The organism is Synechococcus sp. MIT S9452 (assembly GCF_047304245.1).
In the GTDB taxonomy this organism is placed as follows: Bacteria; Cyanobacteriota; Cyanobacteriia; order PCC-6307; family Cyanobiaceae; genus RCC307.
This window is the reverse complement of record NZ_CP138956.1, coordinates 1,440,594-1,454,360: the sequence shown is the minus strand read 5'-3', so window position 1 is coordinate 1,454,360 and position 13,767 is coordinate 1,440,594. Positions and strand designations below refer to the sequence as shown.

The following is a 13,767-nucleotide window of genomic DNA, read 5'->3' as shown; positions in this document are numbered from 1 at the left end:
TCGGCTCGGTCAGGGTCTGCGGATCTGTAGGGTTGCGTCCTGTAAATATTCCGCTCGCTGATGCAATCGGGAGACTCCACTCCCAATCAGCCGACCGCAACGTTGTTGGTGGTCGACGATGAGCCAGCAGTGCGGCGCGTCCTTTCGATGCGTCTGCAGCTCTCGGGTTATCGAGTGGTGTGTGCTGAAGATGGCGAGCAGGCGCTCGAGCTCTTTGCCAGTGAGCAGCCAGATCTGGTGGTGCTTGACGTGATGATGCCCAAGCTCGATGGCTTTGCGGTCTGCCGCAGGCTGCGGGCTGAATCGGCAGTGCCGATCGTGTTCCTCTCTTCGCTTGATGCCATCGCTGAAAAGGTGGCTGGCTTGGATCTTGGCGCCGACGATTACCTCTCCAAACCCTTCAGCCCCAAAGAGCTCGAAGCGCGTATTAATCGGATTCTTGGTCGTGTTGGCCGCGGCACAGCCAGCCAAGATCCCCGCGAGCCCGTGGCTGGCCTTGGCGTGATCCGCCTTGGTGATTTGGTGGTGGATACCAATCGGCGTCAAGTGAGTCGCGGCGGTGAGCGTATTGCCCTCACCTACACCGAATTCAGCTTGCTGGAGCTGCTGTTCCGTGAACCCGGCCGGGTGGTGCCCCGCGCGGAGATCCTTGAGCAGCTGTGGGGTTACCCTCCCAGACGCACAGCTGATCTACGCGTTGTGGATGTGTATGTGGCCCGCCTGCGCGGCAAGCTTGAGCCGGATCCCCGCAATCCTGAATTGATTCTCACCGTGCGTGGCACTGGGTATGCCTCCCAGCGTCTCGGAGAACTCAGCGCCGCCGGAGCCTGAGCGTGAGCGAGCTGCGTGAGACCCGCCTGGAGAAATCCCAGGCACTGATTGAGTGCGGCCAAGTGCCGTACGCCCTGCGCTTTGAGCCCAGCCATCGCACAGCTGAGCTGCAGCAGGCTCACGCCGATCTCCCCAATGGCGAAGAGCGGGATGTGCCAGTTGCTGTGGCTGGCCGCGTGATGACGCGGCGGGTGATGGGCAAGTTGGCGTTTTTCACCCTGGCCGATGAGACCGGCCCGATTCAGCTGTTTCTGGAAAAAGCAGCGCTGGGCGAGTCTTTCAAGCAGATCACCAGCCTGGTGGATTCAGGCGACTGGATCGGGGTGAAGGGCACCTTGCGGCGCACCGATCGCGGTGAGCTGTCGGTTAAGGCAGCCGATTGGCAGATGCTCAGCAAAAGCCTGCAGCCCTTGCCCGATAAATGGCATGGCCTGGCGGATGTGGAGAAGCGCTACCGCCAGCGCTACCTCGATCTGATCGTTTCTCCCGATACCCGCGACACCTTCCGCCGCCGCGCGCAGCTGGTAAGCGGCATCCGCCGCTGGCTCGATGAGCGCGATTTTCTCGAGATCGAAACCCCCGTTCTGCAAAGCGAGCCTGGGGGCGCCGATGCACGCCCATTTGAAACGCACCACAACGCGCTCGATCTGCCCCTAACGCTGCGTATTGCCACTGAGCTCCACCTCAAACGCCTAGTGGTTGGAGGCTTTGAGCGGGTCTATGAGCTCGGCCGGATTTTCAGGAATGAGGGCGTCAGCACCCGCCATAACCCTGAATTCACCTCAGTGGAGATCTACCAGGCCTTCGCTGATTACAACGACATGATGGATCTCACCGAGGAGCTGATCAGCTCGGTGACCCAGCAGGTCTGCGGCAGCACCCAGATCACTTACCAAGGCACCGAAATCAATTTGGCCCCGGGTTGGCGCCGGGCCACCATGCACGAACTGGTGCAAGAAGCCACCGGGCTTGATTTCACGGGCTTCAGCAGCCGCAGCGAAGCAGCCACCGCCATGGAAGCCAAGGGGCTGCAGACCCCGGCCTTGGCTGATTCGGTGGGTCGTTTGCTCAATGAGGCCTTTGAGCAGGCCGTGGAAGAAACCTTGATTCAGCCCACCTTCGTTACTGACTATCCCGTTGAGATCTCTCCGTTGGCGCGGCCTCACCGCAGCAAGCCAGGGCTGGTGGAGCGTTTTGAGCTCTTCATCGTTGGCCGTGAGCACGGCAATGCCTTTAGTGAGCTGACCGATCCAGTGGATCAGCGTCAACGGCTGGAGGCGCAGCAAGAGCGGCGCGCAGCTGGTGATCTGGAGGCGCAGCGGCTTGATGAGGACTTTTTGAATGCCCTTGAGGTGGGCATGCCTCCCACCGGTGGTTTGGGCATTGGCATTGATCGGCTGGTGATGCTGCTCACCGATAGCCCCTCGATTCGGGATGTGATCGCCTTTCCGCTGCTGCGCCCGGAAAGTCGTGACGGGTCCGCCGCAGTGGATAATGGTTCCACTGAGTAGATTTCCTCTGGCATGAGTGGAGAGCGCGTCGGTTTTCGTTTCACCCACGCCGATGCAGTGGTGAAGCGCAATCCCCAGGGGCGGTCACGCCGGGGTTGGGTGATGGAGGCCGTGGAGCAAACCACCAGCCGTGGCACCAAGATGCCGGCCTACAGGATCCGCTGGCGCGATAGCGAACGCCCTGAGATCGTGCTGCAGCACATGCTGATCGCTGATCCCGATCCCACTCCGCCGCCCGAAGGCGTGAACCTGGTTCCCCCGGCCCCCAAGGCTTAGGCCTGCCCCCGCACTTTGTAGACCAGCAGACCCAGGTGTTCTTTGAGCACCTGGGTTGTTTGCTTTAGGGAGTCGCTGTTTGGCATCACATTGATCAGCAGCGCTTGCCAACTGAAGGCCTGATCCTTGCTTTGGGGATCCAGCCGGTAATCGCAGGCCACTGGAATGATCTGAAGCTCGCTTTGCTGCTGGAAGCTGGCCAAGGCGCGGGGCATGTGGAATGCACTGGTCACCAAAATCAGCTGCTTCCAGCCCTGATCTGCAGCGAGCTGGTTGATGCGTTGCGCTTCTTCTGCGGTGGTGCGCGCTTGGTCATTGAGCAGCACTGCTGAAGCTGGAACCCCCAGCTCTTCGGCCAGCTGCTGACTCAGCACCGCTTCTGCCGCGATCGGGTCATTGGGCTTAAAGCTCACCCTGGCGCCACTGGTGATCAGTACTGGTGCTGTTCCTTGCTTCCAAAGCCTCACGCCGCAGAGCAACCGATCGCCCGCTTCATTCACTTCCACGCCAAGGCCTTTCGCTGGAGCTGGACGGATGCCCCCGCCAAGCACCAGCACTGCATCTGCCTGGGGGATGGTTTTGGGGGTGAGTGCTGCTGCTTGATCTTCCAGTTGCCTCAGCAGGGCATCACTCACCACCGGCATCGCTGGCACGGCAATCACCAGCCAACCCGTGATCGAGAGGGGCAGGGCCCAGCGGCGCTTACGGCCGCCGATGGCAATGAGTTGCAGCAGCAGCCCCAACCCCAACGGGTAGATCAGTTGGGGGAGCAGTTTGCTGAGGAAAAATCCCATCAACCTTTGCGGCGACGCAATTCATTGAGCTCTTGCTCGGCTTCAAAGCGTCTCCAGGCGTCCTCCAGATCGGCTGCCGTTCCAGTTCTCGATTTCGGTGGTTGCTTGGCTGCGGCGAGCTCTTGCTTGAGTTGTTGTGCTTCCTCGCCCAAGGAGGCTAGGGCTTGCCACTGGGCCCGCCCTTGACCCATTAAGTGGCTGAGGTGGGTTTCCGCGCGGCTGGCCAGATCGTGGGCGCCTGCCTTGCGGGCCCGCTTGACCCGCTCGCTCCAAGCACTGATCTCTTTGGACAGCTTCAGTAGGCGTTGGCGAAGGTCTTGGGCTTCTTGATCGATGCCCAGGAGCCGCTGGTGTTTGCGGCGTTGCTGCTCGTTCCAATGCTCCTGATCGAGCAGCTCTTTTTGATTGGGGTGGTCGCTTAAGAAGCGATCAAATTGCTGCTCCAGTTCTTGCTCGAGCCGTTGCCACCAGCTGCTCTCCATGACTCAGCTTTGGGGAGGTTCCGGGGCCTTGGTGATCAGAGGCGCTTCGATCTCTTCTTGCAGCGGGGCAATGGCCCCTTCGCGGGAGCGCAGCAGCAATTGGGTGAGCCTGGCCACAGCTCCTTCGCCCATGTCGTCACTGCCGATCGCATCAAAGGCCCGCCGGTAAACGCCTTCGAGTTCTTCGATCAAGGATTCGCGCATGCGGCGAACGGCGGCCCGTTGTTCTTCGCGTCCCATGGCTTAGGTGTTGATGCGGGCATCATCGCCCTGAGTTAAGAGGTGCAGGCTGAAGTGATCGGCAGCGTCACACCAGCGTTTGGCTGCTTGCCACCCTGCTTGAGCTGCAAGAGCCAAAAACTCAGACGGCGCATATTTGTAGCTGTATTCGGTGATGAGTGCTTCACCAGCGACGAACGCAATGTTTGAGCCGCCGATGGTCCAGATTTGCAGCTTGCTGGCCACCAGTGCCATGGCGATTCGCTGATGGTCTGGCTGCCAAGTCGCTTGGTAGCTGAATGGCTCAGGGTCCAGCTCGATGGCTAGATCGCGTTGCAGCCTGAGCAGCAGATTTTTAGCGAAAGCGGCCGACACCCCAGCTTTGTCGTCGTAGGCGGCTTCTAGCAGTGCTGGCTCCCTGGTTTGATCAATGCCGATCAAAAGCTGAGCGCTCTCTCCCAGCAGCTGGCGAATTCTCTGCAGGAAGTTGATCGCTTCATGGGGTTCAAAGTTACCTAAGGAGCTGCCGGGGAAAAATCCCACCATCGGCTTGCTTTGCCAGGCCTTAGGCAACGGCAGGTCCAGCGGCTGGCTGTAGTCCGCACAGATTCCAAGCATGGGAATGCTCGGGTGACGCTCCTGCAAGCGAGCGCCAGCATCCCGGAGGTGCTCAGCACTGATGTCGATGGCCAGATAACTGGGCTCGTCGATTGCATGCAGCAGTGGCGACACCTTTTCGGCACTGCCGGCGCCAAATTCCACGACGAGGGATCCCGCCGGTAATGCCTCAGCGATCGCTTGCGCTTGCCTGCCTAGAAGCTCTTTTTCAAGTCGGGTGAGGGTGTATTCCGGTTGCTCGCCAATGGCATCAAACAGGGCTGAGCCTTGGCGGTCGTAGAGCAGCCAGGCCGGCAGCTGTTTGGGGCTGCGGTTGAGCCCGTCCAGCACCGCTTTGCTCACATCGCTTGGGGCTGGATGCAGGTCAATAAGCTCAAAGTGTTGGGCAGTTGCGTGCGGGCTCATCAGCGGTCCACCGCCAGCCGAATTCCAGCGGCTTGCCAGCGGCATTGGGGCCCAAAGAAGTTGCGGTAGCTGAGCCGCCCGTGGCCACCTGGCGTCAGAAAACAGCTGCCGCGCAGCACCATTTGGCTGCTCATGAATTTGCCGTTGTATTCACCAACAGCTCCCGCCGCCGGCTGGAAACCGCGGTAAGGGGTGTAGGGGCTCGCTGTCCATTGCCACAGGCTGCCAAACCAATCCGCCGCATCAGGCCATTGCCTGGCCGCTTGCTCCCATTCCGCTTCGGTTGGCAGCCGCGCGCCAGCCCAGCGGGCATAGGCATCCGCTTCAAACCAACTCACATGCCGCACTGGGGCATCGGCTTCCCGCGGTTGCAAGCCGCGCAGGCTGAATTCCATGCCGTCCGCGCGCCAATAGCAGGGTGCTGACCAGCCATTCGCTTGCAACAAGTTCCAGCCTTCGGCCATCCAATGTTTGGGCTTGCGGTAGCCACCATCAGCCATGAAGGCTTCGAACTCCGCGTTGGTCACCAAGCGATCAGCCAGCGCGCAGGCATCCAGCCAAACCCTCTGGCGAGGCGTTTCATTGTCGAAATGGAACTGAGGCTCGCCCGGCTCAACGCCAATGCTGATCAGGCCACTTTCAAATTCCAGCCACTGGCCGCTGCGCCCCTGAGCCGGTGGTGTTGGGGCATCAGGGTCGTAGCCGGGAGCCAGTGGATTGCGGCTGAAGCCATCGAGCAGATCCATCAACAGCAGTTCCTGGTGTTGTTGCTCGTGCTGCAGGCCCAACTCCAACAGTTGAGCTTGCTCATCAGCCATGCCTTCCAGCAGCCAGCGCTGCAGCTCTTGATCTACCCGCTCACGCCAGTGCATCACCTCAGCGATGGTGGGCCGGCTCAGCAAACCTCGCTGGGGCCTGGGATGGCGAGGACCTGCCGCTTCGTAATAGGAGTTGAACAACAGACCCCAGCCCTCGGGCATGGGCTGCCAGCTGGGCCGGTTGGGCTGCAGCAGGAAGGTGTCAAAAAACCAGGTGGTGTGGGCCAGATGCCACTTCGGGGGGCTGGCATCGGCCATGCCCTGCAGCATCAGATCTTCCGGCTCCAGTGGTGCAACCAGATCAACGCTGTGTTGGCGAATCGCGCTCACGCGCTCGAGCACCGGCGCTGGGGAGTGTCGGATCATCCGCAGCGCAGACCCTTTGGTGGCGGGACCCTAGCCTGCGCAAACGCAGTCAGCAGCAGGATGGGGATCACGCGCGGATTCGTTGGAGCGGTGGGCAACACCCCGCTGATTCGCCTAGAGCACCTCAGCGAGCGCACCGGCTGCGAAATCCTCGGCAAGGCTGAGTTCATGAACCCCGGCGGTTCGGTCAAAGACCGCGCCGCACTGGGCATCCTCTTGGCTGCCGAAGCCAGTGGTGAGCTCAAAGCTGGCGGCACCGTTGTCGAGGGAACAGCCGGGAACACCGGCATCGGATTGGCGCACCTCTGCAATGCCCGCGGTTACCGCTGCGTGATCGTGATCCCGGAAACGCAGTCGGCTGAAAAGATTGACCTGCTGCGCAGCCTTGGAGCTGAAGTGCGCACTGTTCCCGCTGTCCCTTATCGGGATCCCAACAACTACGTGAAACTCTCCGGCCGGATCGCTGAGGAGATACCGGGTGCGGTTTGGGCCAATCAATTTGATAACCGCGCCAACCGTCAGGCCCATGCCGACACCACTGGTCCGGAAATCTGGCAGCAATGCGAAGGCCGGCTCGATGGTTGGGTTGCGGCCACAGGCACTGGGGGCACCTATGCCGGCGTGGCCCTCTATCTCAAGCAGCAGTCAGAGGCTGTGCGCTGCGTATTGGCCGACCCCCATGGCAGTGCCCTGCATAGCTGGGCCAGCACTGGTGAATTGGCCAGCGAAGGCTCCTCAGTCACTGAAGGCATCGGCAACAGCCGCATCACCGCCAATTTGGAGGGGGCGCCCGTCGATGAGGCGATTCGCATCGATGATCAAACCGCCATTGATGTGCTCTACGACCTCCTTTGGCATGAAGGTCTGTTCTTGGGTGGATCGGTTGGGATCAATGTGGCCGCGGCGGTGGAGTTGGCCCGCCGCTTAGGTCCTGGGCACCGGATCGTCACGGTGTTGTGTGATGGCGGCGATCGCTATCGCTCCCGCATTTGGAATAAGGAGTGGTTGCAAAGCCGCGGGCTGCGCCAGCCAGAGCGGCAGCAACTCGGTAGCGTCGCTTAAGAGCCAGAACAGTGGCCGTGCCGACCCCTGCTGAGGCCGCCAGCGGAGCCTTGCTTGACAGCCGTTATCGCCTCGCTGAGGTCCTGAGCGAGGCCGAGGGCACGCGCCTTTGGCGCGGCACCGACACGCTGGTGGGTGAGTTGCCGGTGGCCATCAGAGCGTGGTGGGGCCTTTCGGCTGATCAATTCACTGCGTTGCAGCAGCGCTTGGAGCGGCTCAAGGCTGTGCTGCATCCACAAATTCCCCGCTTGGGCGAACAGTTGCCTGCCGATGACGGTTGCTGGCAGGTGCGCGAGTGGATCAATGGGCGCACCTACCAAGACCTGCAGCAGGCCCGCCAAGAGCGGCAATTGGTTTTTGGTTCTGGTGAGGTGCTGCTGCTGCTGCGCCAGTTGCTGCCTGCCTTGGCTGCCCTGCATGGCCAGAACTTGGTGCACGGGGATCTGACCCCCGCCAATTTGGTCCGCCGCGATAGCGATGGACTGCCGGTGCTGATTGATTTCGGCCTGCAAGACGCCGTTGCTGGCCAACCGCTAACGGCTGCAACCGCGGGCTATGCCCCACCCCAGGCCAGGCACGAGCCCTATGAGATCTGGATGGATCTCTACAGCCTGGGGGTTGTGGCCTTGGTGCTGCTCAGTGGTGAGGAGCCAGCAGCCTTAATGGATCCGGTGTCGCTGGCCTGGCGCTGGCCCGAAGGGATTGCGCTGGATGCTGCGTTTCGCCAAGTCCTTGAACGGCTCCTGTCAACAAGCCCTGAGCAGCGCTTCAACTCAGCGGCTGAGGTGGCCGAGGCGTTAGCCGCTCTGCCGGTTCCAGAAAGCACCGGACCCGTGAGCCGCTCTGATCGCACGGCTGTGCTGCTGCCGCAGCTCAAGCCAGAGCAGCAAGTGGAGGCATCTCCTGCCCCTGCCCCAACGCGTCCAACCCGAGACGAGCGCCGGCGCGCCAAAGAACAAGCGGCGGAAGGACGTTTTTGGCCTGTGGTGATTGCGTTGCTCTTGGCAGCGTTGCTGGGCTCGGCGTTGGGTTGGTTGCTGCTGGGCCGCAACCGCCAGAGCAACCGCCCGGCTACGGCGCTTGCACCGCAGCTCAGCTTGCCGCCAGCCGAGTTGGATCAACGCCAGCAATTGCTCAATCGCCTCAGGGCGTTGCAGGTCGATCAGACCTGGTTTCTCAAGTTGGTGGATAGCAGCCTTGCGGCTCAGTTCCCGGAGCGGGGTGGTCGAGCACCCACCGACTCCTTGGAGGATGCGCCGCTGCGCAAAATCTGGAACGATCTGGCCCAGGAGTGGCTGGTGCGCGTTGAGCAGCTTCCGGTTCCCTTGCGCCAACGCCTGGGCAGCTACACCGATGCGGATTGGAAGCAACGGGAGAAATCGCTCACCAAAGAGGGCCTGAGTCCATTGGTGCTGAGGCAGTTGGTCAGCAGCAGTGCTCAAAACCTGCTGCCGGGCCGCAATCCAGAGACGATTCCTGCTGAGCCCGTGAGGCAGATCTGGTATGCCGCTGCTCTGCGCAGCTTGGAAGGCCTCAAGGTGGAGCAGCTCAAGCCGGTCTTGAATATCCCTCGCTCGCTCAGCACCTCTGTTGATGGGCAAGGGGCCAAGTTGATCGCCATCTCCGTGCCCAAGAACCATCGCTTGGTCTTGGGGGTCAATGGCACGCCGTTGATGCAGATGAGTTTGTTTGCAGCCAATGGCAAGGTGCTGGAGCCGCGGGGCCCACTGCGGGTGCTCAGCGTGGCCAGGGTGGAGAACTCTCCGGTGCAGTTGCTGATCCGCAACGACGGCCTTGCTCCCGGTTTGTTCAGCCTTTCGGTGCGGGTGGATCCGCCCTTGCCCAAGCCGGCAAGCAAGCCGCAACCCTCTCGCCAGCAGCAGCCTTCCGCTCAGCCGCGCCCTCAACCCCAGCCACAGCAGCTTCCGCAGGATTCTGTGCTCGATCAGATCAAGCAGCCCACCGTGGATCCGTTCGGTAACTAGTAGCGCTTGAGGGCGGAGCGCAAATCCTTCTGGTCCTGTTTGCGGCGCTCTTCCTGGCGCTTGTCGTGGAGCTTTCGCCCTTTGCCCAGGCCGATGGTGAGCTTGATCCAGCTGCCTTGGAGATGGATGTTTAAAGGGATCAAGGTGAGGCCTTTGGTGTCGAGCTGCCCCCGGAGTTTGTCGATTTCGCGGCGATGGGCCAGCAGCCTGCGCACCCGCAGCGGCTCATGGTTGAAATAGCGGCTGGCCTGTTCATGGCCGGCAATGTGCACGTTGTGCAGTTGCAGCTGTCCCTGGCGGATTAGGCAGAAGCCATCGCGCAGGTTGGCCTTGCCGGCGCGGATGGCCTTCACCTCGGTTCCCAGCAGCTCAATGCCGGTTTCCAAGGTTTCCAGAATTTCGTATTGATGGCGGGCCTGGCGGTTGTCCGCCAGCAGCTTTTGCGCTTCCAGACGCTTCTTGGCTGCTGCTTTTGCCCCTTTGCCCTTGCCGGCCACGCCCTCGCCCTTTTCATTTCATGCTGACGCATGGATTGTCCGTAACCTCGAGCCATGGCAATTCAGTCCTCCAGCGGCGGTAACAAGCCCCCGGCGCCCAAGCGTCTGGTGGCTCCAGAGGCCACGGCTGCAGAGAGCGATGGCGGCCGTGATGAAGGCCTAAGGCCGCGGCGTCTGTGCGATTACATCGGCCAGAGCGAGCTCAAGCAGGTGCTCGGGATTGCAGTGGAGGCCACCCGCCTTCGGAACGACGCACTCGACCATGTGCTGCTTTACGGCCCCCCAGGCCTGGGCAAAACCACCATGGCGTTGGTGTTGGCCGAAGAGCTGGGTGTGTCGTGCCGCATTGCCAGTGCGCCAGCCCTGGAGCGACCACGCGACATCGTTGGCCTGCTGATGAATCTGCAGCCGCGTGAGCTGCTGTTTATCGATGAAATCCACCGGCTGAATCGGGTGGCGGAAGAGCTGCTCTATCCAGCGATGGAGGATTTTCGACTCGATCTCACCGTGGGCGCTGGTCCAGCCGCCCGCACCCGCAGTTTGGAGCTGCCGCCGTTCACCTTGGTGGGGGCGACCACCAAAGCCGGGTCCTTGAGCTCGCCCTTGCGGGATCGTTTTGGTTTGATTCAACGGCTCGAGTTCTACAGCTGCAGCGATCTGGAGGCGATCGTGTCTCGCTCGGCCCTGCTGTTGCAGTTGGAGTTAGCGGCTGAGGCCGCCGCTGAAATTGCCCGGCGGTGCCGGGGCACCCCGCGGATCGCCAACCGCCTGCTGCGGCGTGTGCGCGATTTCGCCAGCGTGCGAGGGATTGCCACTGTGGAAGCACCAGTGGTGGTGGAAGCGCTAGCGATGCATCGGGTGGATGGTCGCGGCCTCGATCCCTCCGACCGCCGTTTGCTCAGCTTGCTGGAGACCAGCTACGGCGGCGGCCCAGCAGGCCTCGATACCCTGGCAGCAGCGTTGGGTGAAGACCCCGACACGCTGGAAGCTGTGGTGGAGCCGTTTCTGTTGCAACTCGGTTTTCTGCAGCGCACCCCCCGCGGGCGTGTGTTGACCGATGCCGGCAGGGCCCATCTGGAGGCCGCTTAATGGCTTGGCTGATGCCAGCTCTGTTGGCGTTGCTGTTGGGCACCACTGGGCTGGCTGATCAGTTCCACCAGGCCCTGGAGGCCAGCCAGCAAGGTCGTTTCGCTGAAGCTCTCAGCCTTTGGGATGGCGTGATTGAGCTGGCACCGGCAGATAGCGCCGGTTGGAGCAACCGCGGCAATGTGCGCTTGGCCCTGGGTGACCCAGAGGGTGCCATTGCCGATCAAAGCGAAGCGATTCGCTTGGAGCCCGATGCGATTGACCCCCATCTCAATCGCGGCACCGCCGAAGAAGCCTTGGCCCTTTGGGATCAAGCAGCAGCGGATTACAACTGGATTTTGGAGCGCCAGCCCGATGAGGCAGCCGCCCTTTACAACTTGGGCAATGTGGCCGGCAGCCTGGGGGATTGGCCTGCAGCAAGGGAGCGATTTGAAGCGGCATCGCTCGCTCAGCCAGGGATGGCCATGGCGCGCTCCAGTGCTGCTTTAGCGGCGTTCCAAATCGATGAACTGGAGACATCAGAGAAGGAATTGCGCCGTTTGATTCGCCGTTACCCCCTCTTTGCTGATGCCCGTGCGGCTTTGACCGCGTTGCTCTGGCAGCAGGGCAATGCTGGTGAGGCTGAGAGCAACTGGGCGGCGGCTTCTGGTTTGGATGAGCGCTACAGCGATCCGCAATGGTTGCTGCAGGTGCGCCGCTGGCCGCCGCAGCCGGTGAGCGCACTGCAGCGCTTCTTAGCGCTGGATGGGGGTCAGGCATGAACGATCAGGCCGCCCTACTGGAGATTCGCCGTTATCTGCATGCCCATCCGGAGTTGAGCGGCCATGAGCAGCGCACAGCCGCGTTGGTGGCTGGTGAATTGCGTCAACTCGGCTGGCAGGTTCGGGAAGGTGTTGGCCGGACGGGTGTGGTGGCGGAATTGGGCCCTGCGAGCGGCCCCGTGATTGGCCTGCGCGTTGATCTCGATGCATTGCCAATCGAAGAGCGCACCGGCCTGCCCTTTGCCTCCAAAGAGCCCGGTCTGATGCATGCCTGCGGCCATGATCTGCACACCTGTGTGGGGCTGGGCGTGGCCATGGCCTTGGCTAGAGATCCGCGCCCGTTGCCGGGTCGGGTGCGGCTGCTCTTCCAGCCCGCCGAAGAAACAGCGGAGGGGGCCCGGTGGCTGGTGGAAGCAGGGGCGGTGGATGGCCTTAGCGGGCTGTATGGGGTGCACGTGTTTCCCAGCATTGCTGCCGGCAGCATTGGCGTGCGCCATGGCTCCCTAACGGCCGCGGCGGCTGAGTTGGAAGTGGAGGTGCTCGGGGAATCGGGCCATGGGGCCCGGCCCCATCAGTCGGTCGATGCGATCTGGATTGCGGCGCGCCTAATCAGTGGTTTGCAGGAGGCGATTAGTCGCCGGCTTGATGCGCTGCAACCGGTGGTGCTGAGCTTTGGGCGGATTGAAGGGGGCCGCGCGTTCAATGTGATTGCTGATCGCGTCAAGCTGCTCGGCACCCTGCGCTGTTTAGACACAGCCCTCTATGAAGAGTTGCCGGAGTGGGTCGAAAGCACCGCCCAGCAGATCTGCCGTGCCTACGGCGGGGATGCCACGGTGCGGTTTCGCGGTATTGCCCCACCGGTTCAGAACGACTTGGAGCTGACGCGCTTGCTGGAGCAGGTGGCCCTCGAGCAGTTGGGGCGTGAGCGGGTGCTGGAGCTACAGCAACCCAGCCTGGGAGCCGAAGACTTCGCCCACTATCTAGGCCATGTGCCGGGGTGCATGTTCCGGTTGGGTGTGGCGGGTCCTGATGGTTGCGCGCCTTTGCACAACGGGGCTTTCAACCCGGAGGAATCTTGTTTGCCGTTGGCGGTTGAGCTGCTTTCCGCAACATTGCGCCGCTGGTTGGAGCAGCATGGCCAGCAGAGCGGAGCTGCCCTGTGAACTCACGCCTGCTGATGGCGTTGGCCACACCTCTATTGGTGTTGTTGGCCCTGTTGGGGCTCTTTGGGGTTGGCCAGCGCCAGGGCGCTGAGCGCTTGCAGGCCCTGCCCGCTGTGCTGATCGGTTCGGGGCTGCTGGTGGCTGGATCTGCTGGCTATGGTCGCCGCCGGCGCCAGCTGCTGCGCGCCTTACGCGAGCGCGAGCCAACGCCATGAGCACCGAAGCCCAACAACCCAGTGGTATGGATTTGCCGGCGATTGAGGCAGCCATCACCAGTGGCGACACCACGTTGCGGATGCGGGCGATCACGGCAATGCAGCCCTTTGAGCCCCAAGAGTGTGTGCCGCTCTTGCTGCAGTGCCTTGATGACGAAGCTTTTGTGGTGCGCTCCTTGGCTTGCATGGGGTTGGGCTACAAGCGCAATCCCCAGGGGCTGCAGGCTCTGCTGGCGGTGATGCAGTCCGAGAGTGATCACAACGTTCGTGCTGAAGCGGCCAATGCTGTGGCCCGTCATGGCGGCGAGCAGGCCCTGCAGGCGCTCTTGGATCTGTATGCCCGCGACGACCATTGGCTGGTTCGTACCAGCATCCTGGCGGCGATGGCTGCTGAAGATGACATGCCGATGGAGCCTTTGCAGCAGCTGGCCGAGCAAGGCTGTGCCGATGACAACGAGACCGTGCGTGAAGCCGGCCAAGGCTTGACGTTGCGTCTGCAGCAACGCCGCTTGGAGAAGCTGCTGCCCTAGTGGTCTTGCTAGCTTTTTGGAGTCACTAGGGGTGCCGTCGCCGGATCAACGGCTATGGCTGAGATCACACCCTCCGAACCTGATCCGGGTGATGCCGGCGCAGGGAAGTGCTGGATGTGCGGCGGCCCCCCTCCCTGTTGAGGAACCT

Annotated in this window: 16 protein-coding genes and 1 riboswitch; of the genes, 10 read left to right on the top strand and 6 right to left on the bottom strand. The window is 62.0% G+C overall.

Annotated elements, in window-relative coordinates:
* Positions 1-60: 60 nt before the first annotated feature.
* From rpaB to SIB46_RS07725, 3 genes are read left to right on the top strand one after another with little or no spacing between them, the layout of a single operon-like run.
* On the top strand, positions 61-831 hold the full coding sequence (rpaB, locus tag SIB46_RS07735) for a response regulator transcription factor RpaB (RefSeq protein WP_413295585.1): 771 nt from the start codon (positions 61-63) through the stop codon (positions 829-831).
* A gap of 2 nt (positions 832-833) precedes the next feature.
* Entirely contained in the window at positions 834-2,342 is a 1,509-nt protein-coding gene (lysS, locus tag SIB46_RS07730; protein WP_413295584.1) for a lysine--tRNA ligase, read from the top strand.
* Positions 2,343-2,354: 12 nt separating this feature from the next.
* A complete protein-coding gene (locus tag SIB46_RS07725; RefSeq protein WP_011934533.1) occupies positions 2,355-2,618 on the top strand; it encodes a hypothetical protein in 264 nt (87 codons plus the stop codon).
* Here the strand turns inward: SIB46_RS07725 and SIB46_RS07720 are convergent.
* The 5 genes from SIB46_RS07720 to egtB form a co-directional block, all read right to left on the bottom strand.
* A complete protein-coding gene (locus tag SIB46_RS07720) occupies positions 2,615-3,412 on the bottom strand; it encodes a YdcF family protein (protein ID WP_413295583.1) in 798 nt (265 codons plus the stop codon). The two genes, SIB46_RS07725 and SIB46_RS07720, sit on opposite strands and share 4 nt — an antisense overlap.
* Positions 3,412-3,894: a hercynine metabolism protein gene (locus SIB46_RS07715; protein WP_413295582.1), complete on the bottom strand. Its 483-nt coding sequence runs from the start codon at positions 3,892-3,894 to the stop codon at positions 3,412-3,414. The genes SIB46_RS07720 and SIB46_RS07715 overlap by 1 nt, the downstream gene beginning before the upstream one ends.
* A 3-nt stretch (positions 3,895-3,897) precedes the next feature.
* Positions 3,898-4,134: a hercynine metabolism small protein gene (locus SIB46_RS07710; RefSeq protein ID WP_011934536.1), complete on the bottom strand. Its 237-nt coding sequence runs from the start codon at positions 4,132-4,134 to the stop codon at positions 3,898-3,900.
* Positions 4,135-4,137: 3 nt separating this feature from the next.
* Entirely contained in the window at positions 4,138-5,061 is a 924-nt protein-coding gene (egtD, locus tag SIB46_RS07705) for an L-histidine N(alpha)-methyltransferase (protein WP_413295581.1), read from the bottom strand.
* Between the two features lie 74 nt (positions 5,062-5,135).
* Complete coding sequence (gene egtB, locus SIB46_RS07700) at positions 5,136-6,320, bottom strand: ergothioneine biosynthesis protein EgtB (protein WP_413295580.1); 1,185 nt, start codon at positions 6,318-6,320, stop codon at positions 5,136-5,138.
* A gap of 60 nt (positions 6,321-6,380) precedes the next feature.
* On the opposite strand from egtB, the gene SIB46_RS07695 reads away from it, so the two are divergent.
* Positions 6,381-7,382, top strand: coding sequence for a cysteine synthase A (locus tag SIB46_RS07695; RefSeq protein WP_413295579.1), 1,002 nt, complete (start codon positions 6,381-6,383; stop codon positions 7,380-7,382).
* 17 nt (positions 7,383-7,399) lie between these two features.
* Entirely contained in the window at positions 7,400-9,367 is a 1,968-nt protein-coding gene (locus SIB46_RS07690) for a serine/threonine protein kinase (protein ID WP_413295578.1), read from the top strand.
* On the opposite strand, the gene smpB is transcribed toward SIB46_RS07690, so the two are convergent.
* Positions 9,364-9,864 carry an SsrA-binding protein SmpB gene (smpB, locus tag SIB46_RS07685; RefSeq protein WP_413295577.1) on the bottom strand — a complete coding sequence of 167 codons (501 nt, stop codon included), beginning with the start codon at positions 9,862-9,864 and terminating at the stop codon, positions 9,364-9,366. The two genes, SIB46_RS07690 and smpB, sit on opposite strands and share 4 nt — an antisense overlap.
* Positions 9,865-9,918: 54 nt before the next feature.
* Between smpB and ruvB the strand changes: the two genes are divergently transcribed.
* Genes ruvB through SIB46_RS07660 form a run of 5 tightly spaced genes read left to right on the top strand, consistent with a single transcriptional unit; the run spans position 9,919 to position 13,619 of the window.
* Entirely contained in the window at positions 9,919-10,953 is a 1,035-nt protein-coding gene (gene ruvB / locus SIB46_RS07680; protein WP_413295576.1) for a Holliday junction branch migration DNA helicase RuvB, read from the top strand.
* Positions 10,953-11,711: a tetratricopeptide repeat protein gene (locus SIB46_RS07675; RefSeq protein ID WP_413295575.1), complete on the top strand. Its 759-nt coding sequence runs from the start codon at positions 10,953-10,955 to the stop codon at positions 11,709-11,711. The genes ruvB and SIB46_RS07675 overlap by 1 nt, the downstream gene beginning before the upstream one ends.
* Positions 11,708-12,874 (top strand): amidohydrolase, encoded by a 1,167-nt coding sequence (locus SIB46_RS07670; RefSeq protein WP_413295574.1) that lies wholly within the window; start codon positions 11,708-11,710, stop codon positions 12,872-12,874. Before SIB46_RS07675 ends, SIB46_RS07670 begins: the two co-directional genes overlap by 4 nt.
* Positions 12,871-13,089 carry a DUF3188 domain-containing protein gene (locus SIB46_RS07665; protein ID WP_413295573.1) on the top strand — a complete coding sequence of 73 codons (219 nt, stop codon included), beginning with the start codon at positions 12,871-12,873 and terminating at the stop codon, positions 13,087-13,089. The genes SIB46_RS07670 and SIB46_RS07665 overlap by 4 nt, the downstream gene beginning before the upstream one ends.
* Entirely contained in the window at positions 13,086-13,619 is a 534-nt protein-coding gene (locus tag SIB46_RS07660; protein ID WP_413295572.1) for a HEAT repeat domain-containing protein, read from the top strand. Before SIB46_RS07665 ends, SIB46_RS07660 begins: the two co-directional genes overlap by 4 nt.
* 17 nt (positions 13,620-13,636) lie before the next feature.
* Positions 13,637-13,742: riboswitch (TPP riboswitch) on the top strand.
* Positions 13,743-13,767 lie beyond the last annotated feature (25 nt).